This is a genomic window from Pseudomonas sp. ADAK7 (assembly GCF_012935675.1).
Lineage (GTDB): Bacteria > Pseudomonadota > Gammaproteobacteria > Pseudomonadales > Pseudomonadaceae > Aquipseudomonas.
Genome location: NZ_CP052861.1, coordinates 5,373,748 through 5,400,114, shown reverse-complemented (window position 1 = coordinate 5,400,114; position 26,367 = coordinate 5,373,748). Strand labels below are relative to the sequence as shown.

Here is a 26,367-nt window from a genome sequence, read left to right as displayed (position 1 = left end):
CAGTTAATGGCCCAAGCCAACATGGCGGCCATTGTAAACGTCCGTGCCTGCTTATCCATGCAAGGTTTGCAGCCATTGTTCACGGGTGATGCGGTACAGCACATGGTGACGCAGCGGATGATCGGCCGCGAGCTTCGGGTGGTCGAAGTCGTCGGCTGAATCATGGTGCATGCCAATCGCCTGCATGACTTTCTCCGACGGCAGATTGGTTTGCGTGGTGAAGGCCACGACCTCTTTCAGCGCCAACCGGTCAAAGCCGCAGCGCAGAGCGGTCCACGCCGCTTCACTGGCATAACCCAGGCCCCAGTGTTCGCGGGCCAGGCGCCAGCCGATTTCGGTGGCCGGGACGAACGGCGCGTCGAAGTTGACCACCGCCAACCCGGTAAACCCGATGAACTGGCCGGTGTCCTTGCGCTCCAGCGCCCAGAAGCCGAAACCATGCTCGGCAAAATGCCCGCGAATCCGCCCGATCAACGAAGCGCATTCCAGGCGGCTCAGCGCGGCCGGAAAATAACGCATCACTTGTGGATCGGCACACATCGCCGCAAATTCCGGCAAATCCTCATCGCTCCACTGCCGCAAGAGCAGTCGCGCGCTTTCGAGTTCCAGTATCGGCTCCATCGTGCCCCTCCGTTTCCATCCTTTGAGTCTACATCGCTGGTAGGATCGTTCACTTATTCCTACATGCTGCCGTTGAAATTCTGACAATGCCCCTGCCGCTGATCTACCACGAAGACTACAGCCCCGAGTTCCCGGCGGATCACCGCTTCCCGATGGACAAGTTTCGCCTGCTGCGCGATCACCTGGTGGACAGCGGCCTGGTCCGGGACGCCGATTTGTTGCGCCCGGAACTGTGCCCTGCCGAGATTCTCGCCCTCGCACATGACCCTGCGTATATCGAACGCTACATGAGCGGCGAGTTGTCCCGCGAAGACCAGCGGCGCCTCGGCCTGCCGTGGAACGAAGCCCTGGCCCGGCGCACGGTGCGGGCGGTCGGCGGATCGTTGCTGGCGGCCGAGCAGGCGCTGGAACATGGCTTGGCCTGTCATTTGGCCGGCGGCACCCATCACGCCCACTACGACTACCCGGCCGGGTTCTGCATCTTCAACGACCTGGCGGTGATCAGCCATTACCTGCTGGAAAGCGGTCGGGTGAATCGGGTGCTGATCTTCGATTGCGACGTGCATCAGGGCGATGGGACTGCACGAATCCTGCACAACACCCCGGACGCGATCACCGTTTCCCTGCACTGCGAGAAGAATTTTCCCGCACGCAAAGCCGAAAGCGACTGGGATATTCCACTGCCCAAAGGCATGGGCGATGCCGATTATTTGCAGGTGGTGGACGACGCGCTCAACTATTTGCTGCCGCTCTACCAGCCGGACCTGGTGCTGTACGACGCCGGCGTTGATGTGCACAAGGATGACGCGCTGGGTTACCTGAAGCTGACCGACGAAGGCGTTGCGGCGCGCGATGAAAGCGTGATGCGCCATTGCCTGGGCCGGGACATTCCGGTGGTCGGGGTGATTGGCGGCGGCTACAGCAAGGACCGCCAGGCCCTGGCCCGGCGGCATGGCATTCTCCATCACAGCGCGCAACGGGTCTGGCAGTCATCAGGTTGTCATTGAGCTGTGAATCTTTACCCACAATGCCTGTGGAACTGCCTGTGGATAACCTGAGTGAAAGCGCCTACAGGCCTCACCCCCTATGGCTTACAAAGGACTGGTTGTTTTTTGACCAGCCTTTACCAGCACGCCCGCGTCGATGGGTGCTGATAGAATGCGCGGCTTATTCCGCCACGCCGCAGCTCTCGCCATGACCCCATCCGCCCCAGCCCTTCCCCCTCACGTCGCCATCATCGGCGGTGGCCCTGCAGGCCTGATGGCCGCTGAGGTGCTGAGCCAGCGCGGAATCAAGGTCGACCTGTACGACGGCATGCCTTCGGTGGGGCGAAAATTCCTCCTGGCCGGCGTCGGCGGCATGAACATCACCCACTCCGAAGCCTACCCGGCATTTCTCTCACGCTACGCCGAACGGGCGCCGCAGATCGCCCCGCTGCTGCGATCCTTCGGTGCCGATGCCCTGTGCCAGTGGATTCATGACTTGGGCATCGAAACCTTTGTCGGCAGCTCCGGCCGGGTATTTCCTACGGACATGAAAGCCGCCCCCCTACTCCGCGCCTGGCTCAAGCGCCTGCGCGATGCCGGCGTAGTTATCCACACCCGTCATCGCTGGCTCGGCTGGAATGACCGCGGCGATTTACGTATCGCTGGCCCCGAAGGTGAAATCACGGTTAAACCCGACGCCACCCTGCTCGCCCTCGGCGGCGGCAGTTGGTCGCGCCTGGGTTCGGACGGCGCCTGGATGTTGCCGCTGGAACAACGCGGCGTAGGACTCGCGCCTTTGCAGCCGAGTAATTGCGGCTTCGAGGTGCAGGCCTGGAGCGAATTGATGGTCAGCAAATTCGCTGGTGCGCCGCTGAAAAATATCGCCATCGGCTTGAATGACGACATTCCGCGTCTCGGCGAGTGCGTGATTACCGCAACGGGGATTGAAGGCAGTTTGATCTACGCGTTGTCGGCGCCGATCCGCGAGGCCATCAACCTGCTGGGCTCGGCGACCATTCATATCGACCTGTTGCCCGGCCGGCCTGTGGATAAAGTGCAAGCGGCGCTAAACAAACCGCGCGGTTCGCGCTCGATGTCCAAACACTTGCACAGCCAGTTAGGTCTTGATGGCGTCAAAGCGGCGTTGCTGCGGGAGCTGACGGCTGCCGATTGCTTCGCCGACCCGGCGTTGCTGGCCAAGGCGATCAAGGCATTGCCGCTGACGCTGGTGAAAACCCGGCCACTGGACGAAGCCATCAGCAGTGCCGGTGGCGTGAAGTTTGAAGCCATGGATGAACGACTGATGCTCAAGCAACTGCCTGGCGTGTTCTGCGCGGGGGAAATGCTGGATTGGGAAGCGCCGACGGGGGGCTATTTGCTGACCGGGTGTTTCGCCAGTGGGCGGGCGGCGGGGTTTGGAATTGCAGACTGGCTGAAACACCGAACCTGATCGTTGACTGATCGTTCCCACGCTCCGCGTGGGAATGCAGCCCGGGACGCTCCGCGTCCCAACAGCGGACGCAGAGCGTCCATTGAGGCATTCCCACGCAGAGCGTGGGAACGATCACTGGATCAAGGCTTCTTCTTACGCGGCCCAGTGTTAAACACCGGCACTTTTCGCACAGGCTTGATCGAAGGTTCCACCGCCGAAGCATCCCCGCTCTCCACCCACTTACCCAGGTTGCGCTTACCGCCACCCGAGGTCTTTGGCTTCTTCGGTTTTTTCGGCTTCTTCACCACCTGGCCAGTGGAATCAGTATCGGGCACCCGATGCTCAGGCTCGAAATCCTGCTCGGTCTGGCGAGTCAGTGTCTGACGGGTCAACATCTCGATGGCCGACAGCTGATTCACTTCATCAGCGCACACCAACGAAATCGCCTCACCGGTAGCGCCCGCACGGCCGGTACGGCCAATGCGATGGATGTAGTCCTCAGCCACGATCGGCAGGTCGAAGTTGACCACCAACGGCAAATCTTCGATATCCAGACCGCGGGCCGCAACGTCGGTGGCCACCAGAATCTGAATCTCACTGGCCTTGAACCGATCCAGCGCCCGCTGCCGGGTTGCCTGCGGCTTGTCGCCGTGAATACCGTCGGCATTGACGCCCAGGCCCTGAAGTTTTTCCACCAGCGCGTCCACGCCGTTGCGGGTCTTGGCGAACACCAGCACCTGCTTCCACTTGCCCTTGCGCAGCAAATGAATGAACAGCTCCGGCTTGCGCTTCTTGTCCACCACCACAACCCACTGCTTGACCGTGTTGGCAGCAACGTTGCGCGGGCTGACTTCGATGCTCAGCGGATCATTGAGCATTTGCCCGGCCAGCAAGCGGATCGCATCAGAGAAGGTCGCGGAGAACAACAGCGTCTGACGCTGCTTCGGCAGCACGCGGTAGATATTCCCCAGTTCCTCGGAGAAGCCCAAGTCGAGCATGCGATCGGCTTCGTCGAGGATCAGGGTTTGCAGCTGATTGAACTTGAGCGCCTTCTGGCGATACAGGTCGAGCAAACGACCCGGCGTCGCCACCAGCACATCGACACCTTTGCGCAGCTTCATCATCTGCGGGTTGATGCTGACACCGCCGTACACCGCGTAGGTGCTCAACGGCAGGTTCTCGGCGTACTGACGCACGGCTTCGTGAACCTGTTCCGCCAGTTCGCGGGTCGGCACCAGGATCAGCGCACGCACCGAGTTGGAGGCAACTTTCGGCCCTTCCATGGCCAGCAACTGCAGCAGCGGCAGCGCGAAACCGGCGGTCTTGCCGGTGCCGGTCTGGGCCGCAGCCATCAGGTCGCGACCGGCCAGCACCGCCGGAATGGCTTGCGCCTGGACCGGCGTAGGCGTCTGGTAGCCGAGCGTCTCAAGAGAGCGCAGCAAGGGTTCGATCAGGCCAAGGGAGGCGAAAGTCATGGGATTACCGTAGGAAAAAGCGGAGCGGGTGTGCGATGGCGCGCAGTTTACCCTAATTCACACGGGATTCTGCGGGCGCCACCGCCACAGGTCGCACTGGAGCTCGTCGCCACTGCGGCAAACCGATCAACACCACGGCGCTGATGATCACCGCCATGGCAATCGCTTCCTCGATCCCGATGGTCTCGCCGACAAACACGATCCCCAGCAACACCGCCACCGCCGGGTTGACGTAGGCATAACTGGTGGCCGCCGCCGGACGCACATTTTTCAACAGGTACATGTAGGCGTTGAAGGCAATGATCGAACCGAAGCCGATCAGGTAAGCCAATGCGGCCCAGCCTTCCATCGGCGGCACGCTGTCCAGGTGTTCACCGCTGACGGCGCTGCCGATCAGCAACACTACGCCGCCCACCAGCATTTCCACGGCACTGGCCATCGCCCCTTGAGGCAACGGCAAGTGTTTGCTCCACACCGAACCAAAGGCCCAGGTCGCGGCGGCGAACACCAACAACGCCGCGCCCAACGGGCTCGATTGCAGGTTGGAGCCAAGGTTGAGCATGGCGATGCCGATCAGCCCGAGCACAATCCCGGCCCATTCGAGACGGGTATTACGCGCGCCCCAGAAATAGCCGAAGAGCAAGGTAAACAGCGGCACCGTTGCCACCGCCAGCGCAGCAACACCGGACGCCACGCCAGTGTGCTCAGCGACGCTCACCGCGCCGTTACCGAAACTGAGCAGCAAAATCCCGATGATCCCCGCCGCTTTCCACTGCGCCCAAGTGGGTGCCGGCGCCCCGCGCCAGCGCAGGAAGGCGTACATCAGCGTCCCGGCGATCACAAAGCGAATCCCGCCGAGCATCAACGGCGGCCAGTACTGCACGCCGATGCGAATGACCAGATAGGTCGAGCCCCAAATCACGTACAAGGCGAAAAAAGCGGCGATCAACGGTAGGGGGAAGCGACGTAAGCCAGGCATTGGGCAGCTCGAAGGCAGGACAAGGAGATTGGATATTCTAGAAAGGCCAAGCCGTAAAAATAAGTTACAAAACCTGTTTATCGCACCGGTACACTTTTCAAAGCACGGAGATCTGCGCGATAAACCGTGTTTTCGAAAGTCATGTCATTTTCAGGAATCCGACGATGGACAAGTACGACCGCATGCTCCTCAGCGCCCTGTTGGAAAACGGTCGCGCGTCCTACGCCGAACTGGCGCGCAAAGTGAACCTGTCCGCCCCGGCCGTGGCCGAGCGCGTGGCCAAGCTTGAGGCGTCCGGGGTGATTACCGGTTACCAGGCGAAAGTCGATATGTCGAAAATCGGCCTGCCGATCCAGTGCGTCATCGAACTGCGCCTGAACCAGCACGGTAACCAGAAGACTTACGACGACCTGATCAAAATCCCGCAATTGACCGAGTGCCATCGAGTGACCGGTGATCCGTGCGTGATCATGCAGGCGGCGGTGGGGTCGATGCCGGAGTTGGAAGAGTTGATCAATCGCATTGCCAAGTTTGGCTTCAGCAAGACGTCGATTGTGTTGTCGAGTGCGATAGAAAAGCGGGTGCCGTTGGGGCAGTTGGAAGGGAACGGCAAATAGCAATCCCGTAGGATCCCTGTAGGAGCTGTCGAGTGAAACGAGGCTGCGATCTTTTGATCTTGTTTTTTAGGGCAAGATCAAAAGATCGCAGCCTCGTTTCACTCGACAGCTCCTACACAGCTCCTACAGAGGTTCAGCGCTGTCGTCAGAATCCGCGAACGCCGCTATATCCGGCGCCCAACAAACACGGCATATCTTTTAAACGAACCCAGGGTTCCGTCCGCCAATGCAACAGGCTCAACGTGCCTCCTGCCCATTCCATCAAGCGCAAACTCGGCGCCTGATTCGAAGCCACCCCACCACCGTCCCGCAGCATCGGCACTACGTGATGGGTCAGCCAACGCCGCAGATGCCGGTTCTCCGGGCAGTAGTGATAGACCAGCATCGCGTATACGCCGGATTCGCTCAGCATCAGCGTTTCCAGGAGGGCGTCGCTTCCGGATAAACACATCATCCGGCGTTGATCGGCGTCGAGCTTGAGTGCGTAACGGCCGTTTATTTCTACGCCCATTAACCGGCCGATATCCCGGGCGCAGAACCAGGCTTCTGCGTGCAGCAAAAGGGCTCGCAATTGGATGTGATGGCGGATGAAGGTTTGGGGGATGAAGGGAATAGGGGGATTAGGGGTAATTTTGACCATGTCGATTTTCTCCTTTTTAAAGTCGGAGCTACCAACATCACTTGCAGATGATGGGTGGCAGCTATGCGCGGGCCTGCAAGACCGAGTAGGAGATACTCTCGGCAGACCCGAAGGTCTCCCGCACACAGCTACCATAAATCGATGGGCGCTAATGAAAGCGACGCGATTATAGGTGCGCATGTTATCTCCTACAAACTACGGTGGGCTTGCAGACCCGATCGCTGAGTTTTCAGCGACGGTCAAAAGGTTATCGATGCCCCAGATAAGGGGCAAGACAGACATTCCCTAAAATTCGGTAGGACTGATCATCAAACCGGAGCCGCCGTTAAACACCAATCTGACGTAGATCGTTCCCATGCTCCGCGTGGGAATGCAGCCAGGGACGCTCCGCGTCCCAAGGGCGGACGCAGAGCGTCCGGTGAGGCATTCCCACGCAGAGCGTAGGAACGATCATAGGTAGGGTGTGAGTCAGAACCCGCGATGGCGCTTGAGGTTTTAGATCGTTCCCACGCTCCGCGTGGGAATGCAGCCAGGGACGCTCCGCGTCCCAAGAGCGGACGCAGAGCGTCCGGTGAGGTATTCCCACGCAGAGCGTAGGAACGATCATAGGTAGGGTGTGAGTCAGAACCCGCGATGGCGCTTGAGGTTTTAGATCGTTCCCATGCTCCGCGTGGGAATGCAGCCAGGGACGCTCCGCGTCCCAAGAGCGGACGCAGAGCGTCCGGTGAGGCATTCCCACGGGTCGCGTGGGAACGATCATAGGCAGGGTGTCAGTCAGAACCCGCGATGGCGCTTGAGGTTTTAGATCGTTCCCACGCTCCGCGTGGGAATGCAGCCAGGGACGCTCCGCGTCCCAAGAGCGGACGCAGAGCGTCCGGTGAGGCATTCCCACGGGTCGCGTGGGAACGATCAGCACCGCTAAATTCTAGAACCCGCGATGGCGCTTGAGATGTTCGTTGATCTTCGCCGCCGGCACTTTCTGCAAGCTGACCAACAAATCATGGGACAACTCGCGCAACCCATGTTGTTGGCGCAGTTGCTCAGCCAGGTGCGTCGTCAGGTTCGCCGCCATTTCCGCATCCGCCATCGCCCGGTGAGCCTTGCCGGTGTTGGGCAGGCTGGCGAAGGTGGTGAGGGTGCCGAGTTTGTGGTTCGGCGCGGCGGGCATCAAACGTCGGGCCAGCAGCAGCGAACAGGCAAAGTTCTGCAACCGCGTACGCTTGATTCGCCCCAGTTCAAAATCCCAGAACTTCTGGTCAAACGCCGCGTTGTGCGCCAGCAGCGGCGTAATGCCGACGAACTCGTTCACCTCGTTCATCACCTGCTCGGCCGAGGGCGCGGTGCGCAGCATGGCGTTGCTGATGCCGGTGAGTTGTTCGATGAAGGCCGGCACGCGTACGCCGGCGTTCATCAGGCTTTGGTAACGCTCGACGATGCGCCCCTGTTCGAGGATCACCACGGCGATTTCCGTGGCCCGGCAGCTGCTGCTCGGGGAGATCCCGGTGGTTTCAAAGTCGATGACTGCTATGCGTTCCAAACCTGTTTCAACTCCGTAAAAATCAATTCTTGAGCAGCAACGCGCCTTCGATCGGCACGTAGCGGCTGGCGGCGCGGATCAGCGAGTTGGCGGTCAGGCCCGGCACGCCGTAGGCCACGGCTTGCACGCCGTGCTTGCTGATGATGCGCTCCAGCAGCATGTCGAAATCACCGTCGCCGGAGGCCAGCACCACTTCGTCGACGTGATCCGCGGCGTCCATGATGTCGAGGGTGATGCCCACGTCCCAGTCGCCCTTGGCCGAACCGTCGCTGCGCTGGATGTACGGCTTGAGCTTCACCACAAAACCGAGGTTGCGCAGGATCTGCTGGAACTGCTGCTGTTTGCTGTCTCCGCGATCGATGGCGTAGGCGTACGCCTCGACGATCTCGCCCTGTTTGCTGATATCAGCCCACAGCGCGGCATAGTTGAAGTGGCAACCATAGGCCTGACGCACGGTGTAGTAGAGGTTTTGAACGTCGGCGAACACTGCGATTTTCTTCATCGCATTTCCCTCTTGGCGCACAGGCGCAGGCTTGAATCCGGCACTAGGCCCGAAAAGTCGCCCAGTATGCCAGCCCGGAGGATTGTTCCGCGAATAATCGGCCCGGGGCGCTTATGCGCCCCGGACGAGTGGTGGGTCAGACGAAGGAGTCGTCGTCATCGCCGCCGAAGAATGACGAGCTGTCATCGCTGTAGTCGGCGTCGGTGAAATTGCCCTGGTCGTTGGAGTCGTTACCGGCCACGTTCTGGTCGTTGTTCCAGTCGTTGCCGCTATGGTCGTTGACCTGGGCCGGCTCTTCCTTGATGACTTCGACGATTTCCTGGGGTTGTTGATTGCTGTGGAACAGGCTGCTGATGCCTTGCGCCAGCATCACGCCACCGGCCACGCCGGCCGCGGTTTTCAGGGCGCCGCCGAGGAAACCACTACCCACCGGCGCCTGTTGTTGTGGCGCGTAGTTCTGTTGCGGGGCGCCGAAGTTTTGCTGGGGCGGTTGTGAGTTGAACGATGGCCGCGCCGGTTCACGCCAGCCGCCGGTCGCGGGCGGTGGACTTTGCGTCGGCGCAGGCTGCGGATCGCGGGAACCGCCGCCGAAGATACTCGACAGGAAACCACCACCGCTCGGGGCCGGCGCGGATGCCTTGGCCTGTTGCAGTTCGGCCTGCAATTGCTGGATCTGCTGGGCCTGTTGCTTGTTCTGTTCATCGAGGCTTTTGATCGCAGCCTCTTGCACCAGAATCGCCTGGGTCATGAAATAGCCCGCGGCGGGCTGGCGAGTCAGGTGCTCCTTGATCCGCGTCTCGGCCTGGGCGTCGCGCGGGGCTGAGTCCGTTTCGGCCTGTTGCAGCCGGGAAAACAGTCCATCGATCAGGGTTTGTTCTTCGCTGTTCATGGCGACCTCGTAGATTGCCGGGAATATCGTCACCCTCATCCACTGTGGATAAGGTGCTTGACAGTAATGGGGCTGCAACAGGATGTTTCAATGGCCTTTACCTAACGTTTACGTTTGCGCCCCCCGGCGTTTCATCGGTTAAAGTGTGGGACTGCTTTTAACCTGCGATACCGACTGATGAATCCGTTCGAAGTGCTGCGTGACTCCTTGTATTTCTTCAAGCGCAATCTGGGCCAGATCGTGCAACTGTGCCTGCCGCTGGTGATTTTCGAGGCGTTCCTGCAACAAATCGTCGACAACACCACCGAACCGGACAGTTTCCCCGGGTACAGCGTGATTGTCGGTTTGCTGGTGTATCCGCTGTACACCGCCGCGCTGATCCTGTTTCTCGATGCTCGCAGCCGTGGCGAATCGCCGCGCATCCGCGACCTGCTGGCCATGTCCGCGACCCTGTGGCCGCGCTTCGCCCTGCTCACCGCGCTCAATACGCTGCTGATTCTTATTGGCCTGTCGCTGTATTTCCTGCCGGGCATCTGGCTGATGGTGACCCTCGCATTCGCTGAGTATTTGCTAGTGCTGCGCGGCCTGGCGCCACTGGCGGCGATGAAGGAAAGCCTGCGCCTGACCCGCGGCCATTTCCTGCGGATCCTCGTGTGCATTCTGGCGGTGATGGCACCGTTGTGGTTGCTCAAGGGTGCCAGCCTGGAGGTCTACCCGGAGCCACAGAACCCGGTGCTCGGCTTGCTGATCGACAGCGCCCACAGCTTCTTGCAACTGTTCACCAGCGTGGTCCTGTTCCGTCTGTTCATGCTGATCGGCGAAGCGCCTGACAAAAACGACGGAACAGTCTGACTGCTCTACCCTTGGGCGCCGGCACTGCTCTCGGGTATGCTCGGGGTCATCTTTGTAACGCTATAAGCCGAGCCAATGACCCGTCTACTGCGCTACACCCTGCTGGGCCTGCTGCTGATCGTCGGCCTGGCCGGCCTGCTGATCTACAGCGTGACCTGGCGCCCCGAAGCCAAGGAAGTGTTGCCGGTCAGCTGCAACGCCAAGGCGCCAACTCTGGTCCCCGGCCAGGCCTTGAAGGTGATGACCTGGAACGTCCAGTACCTGGCGGGCAAACGCTACGTATTCTGGAACGACCTGGCCCAGGGCGATGATGAAAACCCCACGCTTGAAGACATGGCGTTCAGCCTCGATGAAGTGGCGCGTGTGATTCGTGATGAGCAACCGGACATTGTGTTGCTGCAAGAACTCGATAACGGCGCCAAGGCCAGCGATTATCAGGACCAGTTCAAACTGTTGCAGGAACGGGTCGCCGACCTGTTCCCATGCAGTGCTCACACCTTCGACTGGAAGGCCGACTTCGTCCCCGAGCCGCACATTTTTGGCAGTGTCGGCCGGCAACTGGCAACCCTGAGCCGCTACCAGATCAAGCATGCCGAGCGCATGCAGTTGCCAGTGACGCCGGCCAATGTCATCAGCCGTCAATTCAAACCGAAAAATGCCTTGCTGGCGACGTATCTACCGCTGAGCGATGGCGGGCAAATCGCAGTGCTCAATACGCATCTGGATCGCGTGATCCAACCCGACGACACCCTGCAAGCGCAGGTGACCGCGGTGGCCAAAGTCCTCGACAAATACGAAAGTCGTGGCACGCCGTGGCTGATCGGCGGGGATTTCAATCTCTTGCCGCTGGGCCAGTACCGACGCCTGCCCACCGAGCAACGCACACCCTACTCCGCCGACAGCGCACTGCATGTGCTGTGGGACAAATACCCGATGATCCCTACAAATAATGAAGCCAGCGGTGTCGACCGGGCGCAGTGGCTGACCCATTACCCGAACGACCCCGGCTTGAACGGCCCGGACCGGACGGTTGATTACCTGTTCTACAGTCCGCGGATCAAGCGGGTTGAGGCGACGGTGCGGCAGGACGATACGTTGCGGATTTCCGATCATTTGCCGGTGATCGCGCGGTTTTTGTTGCCGGCGGCACCTTAAAAGATCTTCAGCTTTTACGCGGCTTGATCCGCGCCGTCGCCTCGGCCACCAGCGGGTCATCCGGCCAGTAATGTTTCGGATACCGCCCCTTCAAATCCTTCTTCACCTCGGCATAGGTGCTACGCCAGAAGTTCGCCAGATCCTGGGTCACCTGCACCGGCCGCCGTGCCGGGGACAACAGGTGCAGCTTGACCACCTGCCGCCCACCGGCGATGCGCGGGGTTTCGGCCAGACCGAATAGCTCCTGTAATCGCACCGCCAGAATCGGTGGTTGCTCGCTATAGTCGAGGCGAATCGATGACCCGGACGGCACGCTCAAATGATGCGGCGCCAGTTCATCCAGCCGTTGCGGCAAGGGCCACGGCAGCAGGTTATGCACGATGCTCGACAGGTCCAGGTTGGCGAAGTGACTCAGGCGCGAGACTTTGCCCAGGTACGGCATTAGCCAGTGTTCAAGGCTTTTAAGCAAAGCGGCGTCGCTGACATCCGGCCATTCACTTTCGCCCTTGGCAGCAAGGTCCAGCTGGCGCAACAACGCCACCCGCGCCTGCCACTGACGCAGCTCCGGAGTCCACGGCAACAACTCCAGACCTTTGCGCCGCACCAGGTTGACCAGCGCCTGACTGCGGGCGCTTTCGTCGAGGCCGGTCAAGGGTTCGCGGCTGAGGATCAACTCGCCGACCTTGCGCTGCCGCTCGGCCCGCAACACGCCTTCGCGCTCGTCCCAATCCAGTTGATCGACGCAACGCACTTGCTCTGCCAGCACTGAATCGAACAACGCCGGATCAAAATCTGCTGCCAGGTAAATCCGCTCTTCTCGCTGGCCCTGGCGACTGCCGAGGTCGGCGATCACCAGCCAGGGTTGCTTCATCAAACTGTCGGCCTCGGCGAACAGCGCCGCCCGGCCATTGGCCAGACGATATTCCGCGCCACCGGCCCGCCGCTGTTGCGCGACACGATCCGGGTAGGCCAACGCCAACAATGCGCCGAGCCAACGCGGATGATCGGGATCGCTGACCGGCTCCGAGGCTTTACCGCGCAAATAGCCGCGATACTGCCGCGCCAGTTGCCGGGCACGTTGCACGCCACCCTGGGCACCGCGGGCGGCGCGCTCTTCGCCGGACAACAGCACCAATCGGCTGTGCAGATCGGCGCCAGCGCCGCGCACAATATCGCGCTCGCCCAGCAGTGCGGCGACATCGCAAGCCATGTCCGCCAGCCCCAACGCCTGTCCGCGCAACAGCAAATGGCCGATACGCGGATGCGCCGGCAATTCGGCCATCGCCTGGCCGTGCCGGGTCAGCGCTTCGCCGTCCAGGGCGCCGAGGCGATCGAGCAAATCCTGGGCCTGTGCATACGCGGCGGCAGGCGGCACGTCGAGCCAGACCAATTGACCCGGTGTCACGCCCCAGCGGCCAAGTTGCAACGCCAATCCGGCAAGGTCCGCTGAAAGAATTTCCGCACTGGCGTAGGCCGCCAGTTGTTCATGCTGATCCTGCGACCACAAGCGATAACACACACCCGGCTCCAATCGTCCGGCCCGACCTGCGCGCTGCGTGGCGCTGGCGCGAGAAATACGCTGAGTATCGAGACGAGTCATGCCGCTGCCGGGATCGAAACGCGGGACCCGCGCCAGCCCGGCATCGATCACCACACGCACGCCGTCGATGGTCAGGCTGGTCTCGGCGATGTTGGTGGCCAGCACCACTTTGCGAAAGCCTGCCGGCGCCGGATCAATCGCGGCGCGTTGCGCAGCCAGATCAAGTTCACCGTGTAACGGGCAAAGCAGAACTTGCGTGCTCTGGCCCAGAGCATCAGCCAGTTGTTGATGCACGCGACGAATCTCCGCCTGCCCCGGCAGGAACACCAGCACGCTGCCGGTTTCATCGTTCAAGGCTTCGAGGATGGTTTGCACCAGGCGCGGCTCAATAAATTCACCGGGCTGGAACGGCCGCCCCCAGCGCATCGCCACCGGGTACATGCGGCCTTCGCTGCGCAGGATCGGCGCGTCATCGAGCAACCCGGCCAGGCGCTCGCCTTCCAGCGTTGCGGACATCAAGAGGATTTTCAGCGGTTGGTCGTCACGAAACAGCTCGCGGCCATTGAGGCTCAGGGCCAACGCCAGATCCGCGTCGAGACTGCGCTCGTGGAATTCATCGAAGATCAAAAGACCCACGCCTTCCAGCGCCGGATCATCCTGCAAACGTCGGGTCAGAATGCCTTCGGTGACCACTTCGATGCGGGTGTTGGGACCGACTTTGCTGTCGAGACGAATGCGATAACCGACGGTTTCACCAACCTTCTCACCCAGTTCACTGGCCAAACGCTCCGCCGCCGCGCGCGCCGCCAACCGCCGTGGTTCGAGCATCAGAATCGTCTGCCCGGCCAGCCACGGCTCATGGAGCAAGGCCAACGGCACGCGGGTGGTTTTACCGGCGCCGGGCGGTGCTTCGAGCACGGCTTCGTGGCGTGTCGCCAAGGCTTCACGCAGGGCGGGTAAAACTTCATCAATCGGCAAAGAAATCATGCTGGCTCCCAAACAGAGGCGCGAGTATAACGGCGAACTGCTTGGCGTTAATCACAGTCCTAATTCATATAGACGCCCGTTCGTTTTTCAAATGACTCAGGAGATTTCATATGCGTATCCCCTTTCGCCTGATTGGCGGTGTTCTGGTCGCCACCCTGCTGACCCAGGTGACCGCCTGCGGATCGATTTTCTACCCGGACCGTCGCGGCCAGATTGACGGCAAGATCGACCCGGCCATCGCGGTGCTCGATGCCGTCGGCCTGCTGTTCTACGTTATCCCTGGCCTGATCGCTTTTGCCGTCGACTTCGCCACTGGCGCGATTTATTTTGAACCGGGCAAGACCGCGCAGGTGGCGCCGGAAAAACTCAAGGAAGCGATCGGCCCGGACGGCCAGGTCGATAACCGCAAGTTGCAGACTATTCTGGAAACCGAGCTGGGCCGCAGCTTCCCGCTGGACGATCCACGCCTGATCCAGCACAAGGGCAGCACCCAGCAACTGGCCATGTTTGGCCTGCAACCTGCCGCATAATCCATTCAATTAAAGGGCCTGCTTCACCCATGACCACCAGCCTCGAACACGCTCGCCTACTGCGGTTGGCGACCCGCGCCTCCGTGGCGGTGGCTTGCACGCTGATTATTGCCAAAGCTATCGCCTGGTGGCTCAGCGGGTCGGTGAGCATGCTCGCCGGGTTGACCGACTCGGCACTCGACGGCATCACTTCGCTGCTCAATCTGCTGGCGGTGCATTACGCCTTGCGCCCGGCCGACGACGATCATCGCTACGGCCACGGCAAGGCCGAATCGCTGTCGGGCATGGCCCAGGCGCTGTTCATTGGCGGCAGTGCGGTGCTGATTGCCCTCCAGGCGTTCGATCGCTTGAAACACCCGGAACCGGTGGGCGCGCCGTGGATCAGCATCGGGGTGATCATTTTCTCCCTCGCGCTGACCGTGGCCTTGCTGATGTTGCAACATCGGGTGATCAAGGCCACCGGCTCCAACGCCGTGCGCGCCGACTCGCTGCATTACCGTTCTGATCTGTTGCTCAACGGCAGCATTCTGGTGGCACTGGTGCTCGCCGGGTTCGGCTGGCATCAACTGGACGCCTGGTTCGGCCTGGGAATTGCCGTGTACATCCTCTGGAGCGCGGTGCATATCGCCCGGGAAAGTTTCGCGGTACTGATGGATGAAGAACTGCCGCCGGATGTCAGCCAGCACATGCTGGAGCTGGCGTGCGCTGTGCCGGGAGTGCTGGGGGCGCATGATTTGCGTACGCGGATTTCCGGTAACCACTGGTTTGTGCAGTTGCACCTGGAATTGCCGGGGGAGCTGACGTTGTCAGTCGCCCACGGCATCAGCGATCAAGCCGCCGATGCCATTCACGCCGCTTACCCACGAGCCGAAGTGCTGGTGCACGCCGACCCGCAGGAAGTGGTGTTGGCAGCCAAGGATCAGAAGGTCACTTGATAACCGCGACTGCCCAGGCAGTTGCCCTGCGCCTGGCGGTAGGCTTGCACGACTGACGGATCAGGCTGGTACGTCGCGGTTTGCGGATTGAAGCCACTTTGCTGCACCGCGTATTGCGAGCACTCGTAACCGTCCTGGGCGACCTGCTCCGGCGACTGGCCGTTGGCCGGATACGCCGTCACATCAATGCCGTTGCTGGTCGGTTGCGGTTGTGGGGCGCCTGTCGGTGGTTCGACCACCACGTAATCCTGAGTACTTTGTTCGTAGGCGTAATACGAGCCGGCCGCGAGGAACAACAGCGCCCCGCCGATCCACACTTCACGGGCGTAGTCAGGCATGTAGTGCACGCGGATCCCGCGCGGCGGCTGAACCACTACATAGCGCGGACCTTGTGGTCGATACCAGTAGCCGCCGGAGTAGAAGTAGTCCTGGCCACGGTACGGCACGCGGAAGTTGCGGTCCGGGAAGCGATCGACCATCTGACCGGGACGATACTGCGGGCCTGGGCCCCAACCGTTGCCGTGCCCGTTCGGGCGACCTTCCCAGCGATGGTCATCGGGACGCGGGCCCTGATTGCCGTTCTGCCAGTGCTGATTGTTATCGTTGCGGCGCGGGATGTCCTGATAGTTACCGTAGCGCGGCTGTTGGGTCTGGCGCACGGTGTCGGGCCGACCCTGGATCGGCAGGCTATTGGCCGGTAGTTGCGGCGGCGGTGGCGCCGGACGAACCTGAGTGTTGGCATCGTGCGGCTGACGGTTCTGCCATTGGCCGTCGTTCCGGTTCTGGCCGTTGTGCTCGAACTGGCGGCTGTTGTCGCCACGAATGATCTGGTTGTTCTGCGGACGCGGCTGGTTCTGCTGCGGAGTATTCTGCGGCCGTGGTTGATTTTGTTGCGGGTTGTTTTGCGGACGAGGCTGGTTCTGACCCTGATTGTCACCCTGATGCTCCGGCCCGCGCTGCCCGCCATGGGGGCTGCGGCTTTCCTGATCATCGGCGAGCGATTGCGCGCTGACACTTACACACAGCAAACCAACACCGGCCAAACGCCAGATGCGCGACTTCATGCTCTTCCTCACTGCGGGTTAGGGCTTGTACATGAGACTGGGAAAGCACAGGCCGGTTCTGCAACAGGTTATCAGTCACGCAACTTATTTATTGAGCAATAAAAAAGGGAGACCCGTCGGCCTCCCTTTGAGAACTTCGTCCGTGCTCGACGCTTATGACGTCGGCTCACCTCACGCCGTCTTCTGGACAGTGTGTAGCTCGGGGGCCGGCACATCCCCGGTGGGGGTGGCGGCCGCGACTGGCCTGATTGGGCGAGTCGCTGTGGACTGTTTGTCCGAGCAGTGATTCTGGTAATTAGAATAGGCCTGGGGCGCTGGCAGAGGATTGCGAAGATTGCTCAAATAAACATCACTTGCGCAATTTTTAACCCTGGATAGATAATCTGCCGCAATAGTTACGACAAAGGACTGATTGATGAGCAAACTCGACCGTTACGACCTGAGCATTTTGGCGGAATTGCAGCGTGACGCGCGCATCTCCAACCAGGAACTGGCCGAACGCATCGGCCTGTCGCCTTCGCCGTGCTCGCGCCGCGTCAAACAGCTGGAAGACGACGGCTACATTTCACGCCAGGTGGCCCTGCTGGACCGCAAGATGCTTGGCCTGAGCCTCACGGCCTATGTGCTGATCGGCATGGACCGGCACACGCCTGAGCGTTTCGAAAATTTCGAAGCGGCGATCCGGACCTTGCCGCAAGTGCTGGAATGCAGCCTGGTGACCGGGATGGATGCGGACTATCAGCTCAAGGTAGTGGTACCGGACATGGATCATTACCAGAAACTGCTGCTGGGGCATTTGACCCGGATTGAAGGGGTGACCAGCGTTCGCTCGAGTTTTGTGTTGAATCAGGTGTTGAACAGCACCGAGTTACCGTTGACGCATCTGCGCAGTTGATCGAGTTGCAGATCGTTCCCACGCGACCCGTGGGAATGCCGCCATGGACGCTCCGCGTCCGCCGTGAATCGTGACGCAGAGCGTCACAGGATGCATTCCCACGCAGAGCGTGGGAACGATCACTCTGCGGGCGACCAATGACCGCGACACACCGACGCAGGTCAATGCCCCGGCATTGCCCCATGGCGTATACTCGCCCCGCCCTTTTAGCCGCGCCCGCGCTGGAGATGTTCGATGGATCCTGCAGTATTCGAAGAGTGGATGATGACTGGCCTGGTCAGCATCCTGATCATTTTCATGGGTTTCATCGTCTGGGATCTGGCGAAAAAATCCAAGGCTGGCAAGTTCGGCACCATGATCCTGTTCTTCGTGCTGGGCCTGGGGATCTTCGCGTTCATCATCAAAAGCGTGGTCATCGCGTACATCGAAAACCATTCATAACCGCGCCGGCACTTCCTTCCACTGGCCCTGATCGAGCCCTTCGATCGACCAGTCGCCGATTCTGACCCGCACCAGACGCAATGTCGGCAAGCCGACCGCCGCGGTCATGCGTCGTACCTGACGGTTGCGACCTTCACGAATCACCAGCTCCAGCCAACGGGTCGGCACACTTTTGCGAAAGCGTACCGGCGGGTTGCGCGGCCACAGGTCAGGCTCTTCAAGCTGCCGCGCTTCGGCCGGCAAGGTCATGCCGTCGTTCAACTCGACGCCATCGCGCAAGCGCTGCAACTGCTCGGCGCTCGGTTCGCCTTCTACTTGCACCCAATAGGTCTTGGCCAGTTTGTGTTTCGGGTCGGCGATCCGCGCCTGAAGCTGGCCGTCGTTGGTCAGCAACAGCAAACCTTCGCTGTCGCGGTCCAGCCGCCCCGCCGGATAGATCCCGGGAATCTCGATGTAATCCTTGAGCGTCGCCCGCCCTTCACCGTCGCTGAATTGCGTCAGCACATCGAACGGTTTATTGAACAGAATCAATTTCGGCTCGGCCGGCGGCGCTTTGGCGACACGGCGCGGGGCGGATGAGGATTGCGGGCTATTCGCGCCAGGGCGGCGGGAAATGGGACGTGGAGGACGAGACATGGCAAAGAGAACATCTAACGGTCAGGGCTGACAATGCTAGTGCCCTGACCGCTAAATGACCATCGCAACGATTAGCGGAATGGCGGCTCGTCGAAGCTGCGCAGTTTGCGCGAGTGCAACGAGTTGAGTTCGGTGCGCAACAGATCCACCGCCTCGATACCGATCTTCAAGTGCTGGCTGACCGCGCGTTCATAGAAGGCGTTGGCCGAACCCGGCAGTTTGATTTCGCTGTGCAACGGTTTGTCCGAGACACAGAGCAACGTGCCGTACGGCACCCGCAAGCGATAACCCTGGGCGGCGATGGTGCCGCTTTCCATGTCCACCGCCACGGCGCGGGACAGGTTGATCAATGGCCGCTCCTGAGCCCAACGCAGTTCCCAGTTACGGTCATCGTAGGTCAGCACGGTGCCGGTGCGCAGGCGCTTCTTCAGTTCGTCGCCCTTCTCGCCGGTGATGTTGGCCGCTGCTTGCTGCAACGCCATTTGCACTTCGGCCAGGGCCGGGATCGGAATGTTCGGCGGCACGACCCGGTCGAGAATCCCGTCGCGGCGCATGTAGGCGTGAGCCAGCACGTAGTCGCCAATGGTCTGGGACTGACGCAGGCCGCCGCAGTGGCCGATCATCAGCCAGCAATGCGGACGCAGCACCGCCAAGTGGTCGGTGATGTTCTTGGCGTTGGACGGGCCGACGCCGATGTTCACCAGGGTCACGCCGTGGCCATCGCTGGCGATCAGGTGATAGGCCGGCATCTGGTAACGGTGCCAGACCACGCCCGCGGCAATCGCCGAGGCTTCGCCGTGGTCCATGCTCTTTTCGATGATCACGTTGCCCGGCAACACCATGCGCACAAAACGCGGATCGCTGCGCAACTGCTCCAGGCCATGGACGATGAACTGGTCGACATAGCGGTGGTAGTTGGTCAGCAGGATCCACGGCTGCACATGCCGCCAGTCGCTGCCGGTGTAATGCACCAGCCGGCGCAGGGAGAAATCCACCCGCGCCGCATCAAACAGCGCCAACGGCAGCGGATCGGTGTTTTCCCAGTCGTACAGGCCATCGGCGATGCCGTCGGTGGCGGCGGACAGGTCGGTACTCGGAAACACCCGCGCCAGCGTGGCAGCGGTGACGCCTGAGCCGGCCAACTCATCGCCCTGCTCGACCACGTACGGATACGGAATGTTCTGCTGGCTGACGCCGACTTCCACCGTGACGGTGAAGTCGTGCATCAGCGGCACCAACTGTTCCAGCAGGTATTTACGGAACGCCGCCGGGTGGGTGACGGTGACGCTGTAGGTTCCCGGCAACTGAACCTTGGCGTAGGCGCGGGTGGTTTGTGGCACTTCGCCGTGACAGAGGTAGGTCAGGCGCAACTCGGGATAACGAAACATCGCACGCTGTTCGGCGTCCGGTTCGATTCGATCCTTGAGGTAACGTTTGAGCGCCTGATTCAGCGCAGAAGTAGCCTGCTCATGCAGGGCGGCGAGCCGGTCTACGGCTTGTTCGGCGGTTTGAACAACAATAAACGCTTCGGTCACGATCAGCTTCCTGTGTTCTGACTTGCAGACCTTCATCTTGCCTGCATCGTCGCTTCACGGGAACAGTGGCGTGAGGATGGCGGCCCACCCTCTCGAACCATACACAACACTTGTGGCGAGGTATCGGCGTGATCAAAAACCTTGAGGGGTCGAGCGCGCCACGATTGCTTCCACGTCGAGCCCGCGCGGCAACGCGCCATACACCCGCCCCGCCGAACCAAGTCGGCTGGCAATAAATGCATCACTGACCGCCGCATTCCCCGCTTCCAGCAACAACTTGGCCTGCAAGCCCAGCGCAATGTCTTCAGTCAACTGCCGGGCGCGGTATTGAATGTCGCTGGTGTCCTTGAACGCCGCCTGCAATTGAGTGATGTGCGCGGCCAGGCGTTTGTCGCCGTGACCATCGCCCAACTCGCTGAACAACACATCCAGCACGCCCGGCTCTTTCGACAAGGCCCGCAGCACGTCGAGGCATTGCACGTTGCCGGAACCTTCCCACGTCGAATTCACCGGCGCCTCACGGTACAGGCGCGGCAGGATGCTTTCTTCGACATAACCGGCACCGCCCATGCACTCGGCGGCTTCGTTGATCATTCCCGGCGCACGCTTGCAGATCCAGTATTTGCCCACCGCTGTCACCAGCCGGGCGAATTTGGCTTCGTGGCTGTCATTCAGATGATCCAGCGCCTTGCCCATGCGCAAGCTCAACGCCAAAGCGGCTTCGCTTTCCAGGGCCAGGTCGGCCAGGACGTTTTGCATCAACGGTTGTTCGCTGAGCAACTTGCCGCCGACGGTGCGGTGGGCGCAGTGATGGCTGGCCTGGGTCAGGGCCTGGCGCATCAGCGCACTGGAACCGACCATGCAATCGAAGCGGGTCATGGCGACCATTTCGATGATGGTCGGCACACCTCGACCTTCTTCGCCGATCATCCACGCCAGCGCACCACGGAACTCCACTTCGCTGGAGGCGTTGGAGCAATTGCCGAGTTTGTTTTTCAGGCGCTGGATGTAGAACTGATTGCGCGTGTCGTCCGGGCGATGTCGCGGCAGCAGGAAGCAGGTCAGGCCTTTGTCGGTCTGGGCCAGAGTCAGGAACGCATCGCACATCGGCGCCGAACAGAACCACTTGTGCCCCACCAATTCATAGGCCTGGCCCGGACCGCTGGCACCCACCGGATAGGCCTTGGTGGTGTTGGTCCGCACGTCGGTGCCGCCCTGTTTCTCGGTCATGGCCATGCCGATGGTGACGCCAGCCTTGTGCGCCATGCCGACGTTACGCGGGTCGTATTCAGTGGCGAGGATTTTTGGCAGCCATTGCTCGGCCAGGTCCGGTTGCAGGCGCATCGCCGGGACGCTGGCGAAAGTCATGGTCAACGGGCAACCACTGCCGGCCTCAGCCTGGCTGTGCAGGTAACTCATGGAGGCGCGCGCAACGTGGGCGCCGGGCTGCGGATGCGCCCACGGCAACGAGGTCAGGCCGTGTTCGACCGCGGTGCGCATCAGTTCGTGATAGGCCGGGTGAAATTCAACCAGGTCGATGCGATGACCATAACGGTCGTGACTGACGAACACCGGTTTGTTCTGATTGGCCAGGAACCCGGCTTCCATCAGCGGCCCACCGGCCAATGCACCATACGCGTCAATCCGCGACTCGGCCCAACCGGCACCAAAGCGTCGCGACCACTCCTGCAACGGCAGGTCGATGCGATACAGGTTGGTGCCGTCCAGGGACGGTGGCTGGTTGGTGACTTCGTGGGTTTCGGCGAACTGATGCAGGTTCATGACGGGGCTCCTTTGGTCAGCCAGAGGTTCAGTTAAGCACCGCCCTATGGCTGAACAAAGTGTCATACCCGCCTAAATATCGGCGCTTTCACCTTGTTTCGGACAAAGTACCCGACGATAGAGCGCTGCCTGCAGATCCTCGAATTTCACCGGTTTGCTCAGGTAATCAATCAGCGCGCCGGTCGGGCAGCCTTCCCGATCAACGCTCAGGGCCACCATGAACACCGGCATTTGCGCACACCCGGGCAAGCCACGGATCTGGCAGCAGAGGGACGCGCCGTCCTGAGCCGGCAACTGACAATCGAGCACCACCGCATCGAAGGTTTCGCGCTGCAAATGATCGAGCGCGGCCGCGCCGCTGTCGGCGGATCGCACCCGGAACCCGAGTTTGAGCAACATCCCGCGCATCACTAGTTGATTGATGCTGTTGTCATCCACCAACAGCACCGTGCAGTCCTGCGGCAGCCGCAGACGCGGGGTCTCACGGGTCATCAAGGGCGCTGGCGCACGCTCGACCACCGGCAATTCGACCTCGATATCGAGCTGGAAGCGACTGCCACGTCCCGGTTCGGAGCGATGGGTCAGGCGTCCGCCGAGCAATTCGACCAGTTGCCGACAGATGGCCAGGCCAACTCCCAGGCCACCGTATTCTCGGGTCATCGAGCCGTCGAGCTGGAAGAAACGCTGATACATCGTCGCCTCCCCCAAATCGGTGAAACCAATGCCGGTGTCGATCACCGCAAAGGACAGCGCCAACCGCCCCTCTTCCAGCGTCTGGCCGGTCACTCGCAACGCAACACCGCCGACGCGAGTGAACTTGATCGCGTTATCCAGCAGGCATTCCAGGCATTGCAGCAGTTTGTTGCGGTCGCCAAGCAGGCGATCGGGCAGCCCCGGCGTGACCTCGACCTTGAGGTCCAGCGCCTTGCCCGACGCATTGCCTTCGAACTGCGTGCGCAAGGCCTCGACCACGCCACGCAAGCTGAAGGCTTCCGGGTAGGCCTTGAGCTTGCCGGCCTGCAACTCGGTGAGAGTAAGGATGCCGTTGACCATGCGCATCATGTCCCGCGCCGAACCGGCGGCGGTTTGCTGGTATTGCTCCAGCTCCGGGTCCATCTCGACGGTCTGCATCAATTCCAGCGAACCGATCACCCCGTTCATCGGCGTGCGCAATTCGTGGGTCAGGGTCGCGAGGAATTCGTCCTTGAGCTTGTTACTGCGGGCGAGTTGCTGGTTGAGCACTTCCAGCTTCTGCCCGGCATCGAACAGGGTTTGTGCTTGCTGCTCACGCATGGCATTGATGCGATCGGCCAGGGCCAGGGACAGCAGCGCCACTTCGATGGCCGAACCGATCTGGCTGGCGTACATGGTCAGGAACACGTTCGGCAGATAGCCCAGCACCATCAGGGTATTGACGACGCCGCCGAGCAAAAACGCCGACCAGGCGATGATGAAATAACGCGCCACCCGCAGACCGCGGGCCCAGGCGAAGATCCCGGCGGCGAAAATCACCACGGTAAAGAGCAGCGCCAACGTCGTTGCCAGGCGCAGGGCCAGGGCGTAACTGGTCATCAGCGACAAGCCGACCACCACCGCGCCAAACGCAATCAGCGCCAACAGCACGCGATCGAGCCAGCGACTGTGTTGCGCGGTTTGCAGGAAGCTGCGGGCGAACTGGCTGCCGAACAGCCCGGCGCACCCGATGAAGAACGGCGTCGCGGCGTTGGCCCACCAAGGGTTGTCCGGCCAGAAATACTCCACCGCCGCGCCATTCACCGACAGCTGATACAAGCCGAACGAGGCGATATAGAAGATGTAATAGAGGTAACTGGTGTCGCGCACGCTGAGGAAAATGAACAGGTTGTAGACCACCATCCCCAGCAACACGCCGTAGATCAGGCCCAACACATACAGGCGCACCGGTTGTTCTTCGAGGTACGCGGTGCTCGACCACAACGTGACGGGCGCCTGGATCGAGCCTTCGCTTTGCAGGCGCAGGAATACGGTTTGCGCCTGTTCAGGTTTGAAATCCAGGTTGAATAGGTAGTTGTTCTGGCGGATCTCGCGGCTGGCGAACGGCAGGGCGTCACCGGTGCGGCGCGTCAACTGGTAGTCGCCACTAGCATCGGGCAGGTACAGATCAAGGTGATCAAGGGGCGGATAGGCCAGTTCCAGCAACCAGGTCCGTTGCGCGTCCGGGTTGCTCGGACGGTACTGCAGGTCGATTTTCAGCCAAAACACCGAACGCGAATAACCGGCGTTGAGTGTGGCTTTATCGTGGGTATTGAAGTTGCCGGCGGCGGCTTGCGCACGGACATCGGCGATGGTCGCCTGACCGCCCGCGTCCTCGTACACCTGCATGGTTCGACCCAGGGGAAGGCTCTGGGTGAATTCGTCAAATTCAACGGCGCTCGCCAGGAGGGGCAAGCACAACAGCAACATCAGCAAATAGCGCATTTAAGCCCCAGCGTGGCCTGTCCGGTCCTGTCAGGAAGCCCCCCATTCCTTTTGAGTAGACGTAAAACCGGTATTACCTGTTATTGGTTTGGATCCACTCTAGCATAGCCGTTGATGGCCATTGAGCACCATTGAAATTTTTCCTACAAGGGCTCTAGAACGGGCGTTCCAGCGCAGCGTATTGAGATAGAGCTGTTGGCCCGTAGCAGCTGCCGAGGTACGAGGCTGCGTTCGGCTGCGAAGCAGTCGTGAAATCAGGCGATGCGGTGTATCAGGAAGACCGCGTGCTCAGGCTTGAGGACTGCTTCGCAGCCGAACGCAGCCTCGTGCCTCGGCAGCTGCTACATGAGCCGAACTCGGGCTTCGGCGTTTGCGACAGGGGGCGTCATGACTCGCTGGTCGACTGGTGGTAAGCTCGCGCACCATGAATATCTACAGCTCTCGCCCCGTTGTCCTCTGTCTCTCCGGCCACGACCCAAGTGGTGGCGCCGGCCTGCAGGCAGATATCGAAGCCCTGCTCGCCCAGGGCTGTCATGCGGCCCCGGCCGTCACTGCGCTGACCGTGCAAGACACGGTCAACGTCACTGACTTCCGCGTCCTCGACCGTGAGTGGGTGTTGGCCCAGGCCAACGCCGTGCTCAACGACTCCGAAGTTGCGGCGGTGAAACTGGGCATGCTCGGTTCCCTGGAGATGGTCGACACCGTGGTCGAACTGCTCTCGGCGCACCCGCATTTGCCGGTAGTCTGCGACCCGGTGCTGCGCGCCGGTGGCGGCGGACGCCTGGGCAAGGATGAAGTCGGCTACGCCATGCGCGAACGCCTGCTGCCGCTGTCCATCATTGCCACCCCCAACCTTCCCGAAGCGCGCATCCTCGCCGAACTGCCCGACGGCACCGCAGACGAGTGCGCGGAAAAACTCCTGCCGTTCGTCAAACACCTGCTGATCACCGGCGGCCATGGCGATGAACACGAAATCCACAATCGCCTGTACAGCCGCGACGGTCGCCGCGAAACCTTCACCTGCCAGCGTTTGCCCGGCAGCTATCACGGTTCCGGCTGCACCCTGGCCAGCGCCTTGGCCGGTCGTCTGGCCCAGGGTGAAAACCTCGCCAGTGCCGTGCAGACCGCGCTTAACTACACGTGGCGCACCCTGCGTGATGCCGAGCAACTGGGCAAAGGCCAGTTCGTGCCGCGCCGCCTGCCGCTGGATTTCTGTTCCTGACTTTTGATGCGTAAAGCGCCGAGGCTTGTCCGATGAAACTACGTGGCCTGTACGCCATTACCGATAGCCAGTTGCTGGCCGGTAAATTTCTTTCGTACGTGGAGGCGGCGCTCGAAGGCGGCGTCGTCCTGCTGCAATACCGCGACAAGAGCAGCGACGAGGCCCGGCGCTTGCGCGAGGCCGAAGCCCTGCGGGATTTGTGTGATCGCTACAAGACTCAACTGATCATCAATGACGACGCCGAACTGGCCGCGCGCCTGAACGTCGGCGTGCACCTGGGCCAGACCGACGGCCCGCTGACCCCGGCCCGCGCCTTGCTCGGTCGCCAGGCCATCATCGGCTCGACTTGCCATGCGCAACTCGAACTCGCCGAGCAAGCGGCCAAGGAAGGCGCCAGCTATGTCGCGTTCGGGCGATTCTTCAACTCCAACACCAAACCCGGGGCCCCCACCTGCAGCCTCGACTTGCTCGACCAGGCCCGCAGCAAACTGCACCTGCCGATCTGCGCGATTGGTGGCATCACCCTGGACAACGCTGCGCCGCTGGTAGCCCACGGGGTCGATCTGCTGGCCGTTGTGCATGGCCTGTTTGGCGCCGAGAGCACGGCTGAAGTGACCCGCCGCGCCCGCGCCTTCAATGAATTATTAAAAGTCTGATT

General features: G+C 61.2%; 24 protein-coding genes. 11 read left to right on the top strand and 13 right to left on the bottom strand.

Features of this window, described 5'->3' with window-relative positions; genetic code table 11:
- Positions 1-51: 51 nt before the first annotated feature.
- Positions 52-621, bottom strand: coding sequence for a GNAT family N-acetyltransferase (locus HKK53_RS24810; protein WP_123404763.1), 570 nt, complete (start codon positions 619-621; stop codon positions 52-54).
- A gap of 86 nt (positions 622-707) precedes the next feature.
- On the opposite strand from HKK53_RS24810, the gene HKK53_RS24805 reads away from it, so the two are divergent.
- Positions 708-1,628 carry a histone deacetylase family protein gene (locus HKK53_RS24805; RefSeq protein WP_169372953.1) on the top strand — a complete coding sequence of 307 codons (921 nt, stop codon included), beginning with the start codon at positions 708-710 and terminating at the stop codon, positions 1,626-1,628.
- A gap of 187 nt (positions 1,629-1,815) precedes the next feature.
- Positions 1,816-3,057, top strand: a complete 1,242-nt coding sequence (locus HKK53_RS24800; RefSeq protein WP_178117464.1) for a TIGR03862 family flavoprotein — start codon at positions 1,816-1,818, stop codon at positions 3,055-3,057.
- A 122-nt stretch (positions 3,058-3,179) separates the two neighbouring features.
- On the opposite strand, the gene HKK53_RS24795 is transcribed toward HKK53_RS24800, so the two are convergent.
- Complete coding sequence (locus HKK53_RS24795) at positions 3,180-4,514, bottom strand: DEAD/DEAH box helicase (RefSeq protein WP_169372951.1); 1,335 nt, start codon at positions 4,512-4,514, stop codon at positions 3,180-3,182.
- A 52-nt stretch (positions 4,515-4,566) separates the two neighbouring features.
- Positions 4,567-5,493, bottom strand: coding sequence for a drug/metabolite exporter YedA (yedA, locus tag HKK53_RS24790; protein ID WP_169372950.1), 927 nt, complete (start codon positions 5,491-5,493; stop codon positions 4,567-4,569).
- 164 nt (positions 5,494-5,657) lie between these two features.
- Between yedA and HKK53_RS24785 the strand changes: the two genes are divergently transcribed.
- Positions 5,658-6,110, top strand: coding sequence for an Lrp/AsnC family transcriptional regulator (locus HKK53_RS24785; protein WP_169372949.1), 453 nt, complete (start codon positions 5,658-5,660; stop codon positions 6,108-6,110).
- A gap of 145 nt (positions 6,111-6,255) precedes the next feature.
- On the opposite strand, the gene HKK53_RS24780 is transcribed toward HKK53_RS24785, so the two are convergent.
- The 4 genes from HKK53_RS24780 to HKK53_RS24765 all read right to left on the bottom strand — a co-directional run bounded on the left by HKK53_RS24780 (position 6,256) and on the right by HKK53_RS24765 (position 9,678).
- Positions 6,256-6,750 (bottom strand): BRO-N domain-containing protein, encoded by a 495-nt coding sequence (locus HKK53_RS24780; RefSeq protein ID WP_169372948.1) that lies wholly within the window; start codon positions 6,748-6,750, stop codon positions 6,256-6,258.
- Positions 6,751-7,675: 925 nt separating this feature from the next.
- Positions 7,676-8,287, bottom strand: coding sequence for a 3'-5' exonuclease (locus HKK53_RS24775; protein WP_054052626.1), 612 nt, complete (start codon positions 8,285-8,287; stop codon positions 7,676-7,678).
- 22 nt (positions 8,288-8,309) lie between these two features.
- Positions 8,310-8,789 (bottom strand): LabA-like NYN domain-containing protein, encoded by a 480-nt coding sequence (locus tag HKK53_RS24770; protein ID WP_054616703.1) that lies wholly within the window; start codon positions 8,787-8,789, stop codon positions 8,310-8,312.
- A gap of 136 nt (positions 8,790-8,925) precedes the next feature.
- A complete protein-coding gene (locus HKK53_RS24765; RefSeq protein ID WP_169372947.1) occupies positions 8,926-9,678 on the bottom strand; it encodes a DUF2076 domain-containing protein in 753 nt (250 codons plus the stop codon).
- Between the two features lie 177 nt (positions 9,679-9,855).
- Between HKK53_RS24765 and HKK53_RS24760 the strand changes: the two genes are divergently transcribed.
- A complete protein-coding gene (locus HKK53_RS24760; protein WP_169372946.1) occupies positions 9,856-10,530 on the top strand; it encodes a YciC family protein in 675 nt (224 codons plus the stop codon).
- Positions 10,531-10,605: 75 nt separating this feature from the next.
- Positions 10,606-11,685 carry an endonuclease/exonuclease/phosphatase family protein gene (locus HKK53_RS24755; protein ID WP_169372945.1) on the top strand — a complete coding sequence of 360 codons (1,080 nt, stop codon included), beginning with the start codon at positions 10,606-10,608 and terminating at the stop codon, positions 11,683-11,685.
- Positions 11,686-11,692: 7 nt separating this feature from the next.
- On the opposite strand, the gene hrpB is transcribed toward HKK53_RS24755, so the two are convergent.
- Complete coding sequence (gene hrpB, locus HKK53_RS24750; protein ID WP_169372944.1) at positions 11,693-14,212, bottom strand: ATP-dependent helicase HrpB; 2,520 nt, start codon at positions 14,210-14,212, stop codon at positions 11,693-11,695.
- A gap of 110 nt (positions 14,213-14,322) precedes the next feature.
- On the opposite strand from hrpB, the gene HKK53_RS24745 reads away from it, so the two are divergent.
- Positions 14,323-14,742 (top strand): polyribonucleotide nucleotidyltransferase, encoded by a 420-nt coding sequence (locus HKK53_RS24745; protein ID WP_092277683.1) that lies wholly within the window; start codon positions 14,323-14,325, stop codon positions 14,740-14,742.
- Positions 14,743-14,771: 29 nt separating this feature from the next.
- Complete coding sequence (locus HKK53_RS24740; RefSeq protein WP_169372943.1) at positions 14,772-15,677, top strand: cation diffusion facilitator family transporter; 906 nt, start codon at positions 14,772-14,774, stop codon at positions 15,675-15,677.
- Here HKK53_RS24740 and HKK53_RS24735 read toward each other — a convergent pair.
- On the bottom strand, positions 15,662-16,741 hold the full coding sequence (locus tag HKK53_RS24735) for a DUF6515 family protein (RefSeq protein WP_169372942.1): 1,080 nt from the start codon (positions 16,739-16,741) through the stop codon (positions 15,662-15,664). The genes HKK53_RS24740 and HKK53_RS24735 overlap by 16 nt on opposite strands.
- Before the next feature lie 415 nt (positions 16,742-17,156).
- On the opposite strand from HKK53_RS24735, the gene HKK53_RS24730 reads away from it, so the two are divergent.
- Together HKK53_RS24730 and HKK53_RS24725 are read left to right on the top strand one after the other, a co-directional pair.
- Positions 17,157-17,636, top strand: a complete 480-nt coding sequence (locus tag HKK53_RS24730; protein WP_007937367.1) for an Lrp/AsnC family transcriptional regulator — start codon at positions 17,157-17,159, stop codon at positions 17,634-17,636.
- Between the two features lie 234 nt (positions 17,637-17,870).
- A complete protein-coding gene (locus tag HKK53_RS24725) occupies positions 17,871-18,077 on the top strand; it encodes a DUF2788 domain-containing protein (RefSeq protein ID WP_054052468.1) in 207 nt (68 codons plus the stop codon).
- On the opposite strand, the gene HKK53_RS24720 is transcribed toward HKK53_RS24725, so the two are convergent.
- From HKK53_RS24720 to HKK53_RS24705, 4 genes are all read right to left on the bottom strand, one after another.
- A complete protein-coding gene (locus HKK53_RS24720; protein ID WP_169372941.1) occupies positions 18,072-18,713 on the bottom strand; it encodes a pseudouridine synthase in 642 nt (213 codons plus the stop codon). The genes HKK53_RS24725 and HKK53_RS24720 overlap by 6 nt on opposite strands.
- Before the next feature lie 71 nt (positions 18,714-18,784).
- Positions 18,785-20,284: an AMP nucleosidase gene (gene amn / locus HKK53_RS24715; RefSeq protein WP_166656019.1), complete on the bottom strand. Its 1,500-nt coding sequence runs from the start codon at positions 20,282-20,284 to the stop codon at positions 18,785-18,787.
- 96 nt (positions 20,285-20,380) lie between these two features.
- Complete coding sequence (locus HKK53_RS24710) at positions 20,381-22,030, bottom strand: acyl-CoA dehydrogenase family protein (RefSeq protein WP_169372940.1); 1,650 nt, start codon at positions 22,028-22,030, stop codon at positions 20,381-20,383.
- Between the two features lie 72 nt (positions 22,031-22,102).
- Positions 22,103-24,487, bottom strand: a complete 2,385-nt coding sequence (locus HKK53_RS24705; RefSeq protein ID WP_169372939.1) for a hybrid sensor histidine kinase/response regulator — start codon at positions 24,485-24,487, stop codon at positions 22,103-22,105.
- Positions 24,488-24,911: 424 nt separating this feature from the next.
- On the opposite strand from HKK53_RS24705, the gene HKK53_RS24700 reads away from it, so the two are divergent.
- Both HKK53_RS24700 and thiE read left to right on the top strand, forming a co-directional pair.
- On the top strand, positions 24,912-25,709 hold the full coding sequence (locus HKK53_RS24700) for a hydroxymethylpyrimidine/phosphomethylpyrimidine kinase (protein ID WP_054052463.1): 798 nt from the start codon (positions 24,912-24,914) through the stop codon (positions 25,707-25,709).
- 32 nt (positions 25,710-25,741) lie between these two features.
- Positions 25,742-26,365 carry a thiamine phosphate synthase gene (thiE, locus tag HKK53_RS24695; RefSeq protein ID WP_169372938.1) on the top strand — a complete coding sequence of 208 codons (624 nt, stop codon included), beginning with the start codon at positions 25,742-25,744 and terminating at the stop codon, positions 26,363-26,365.
- The last annotated feature ends 2 nt before the right edge of the window (positions 26,366-26,367 follow it).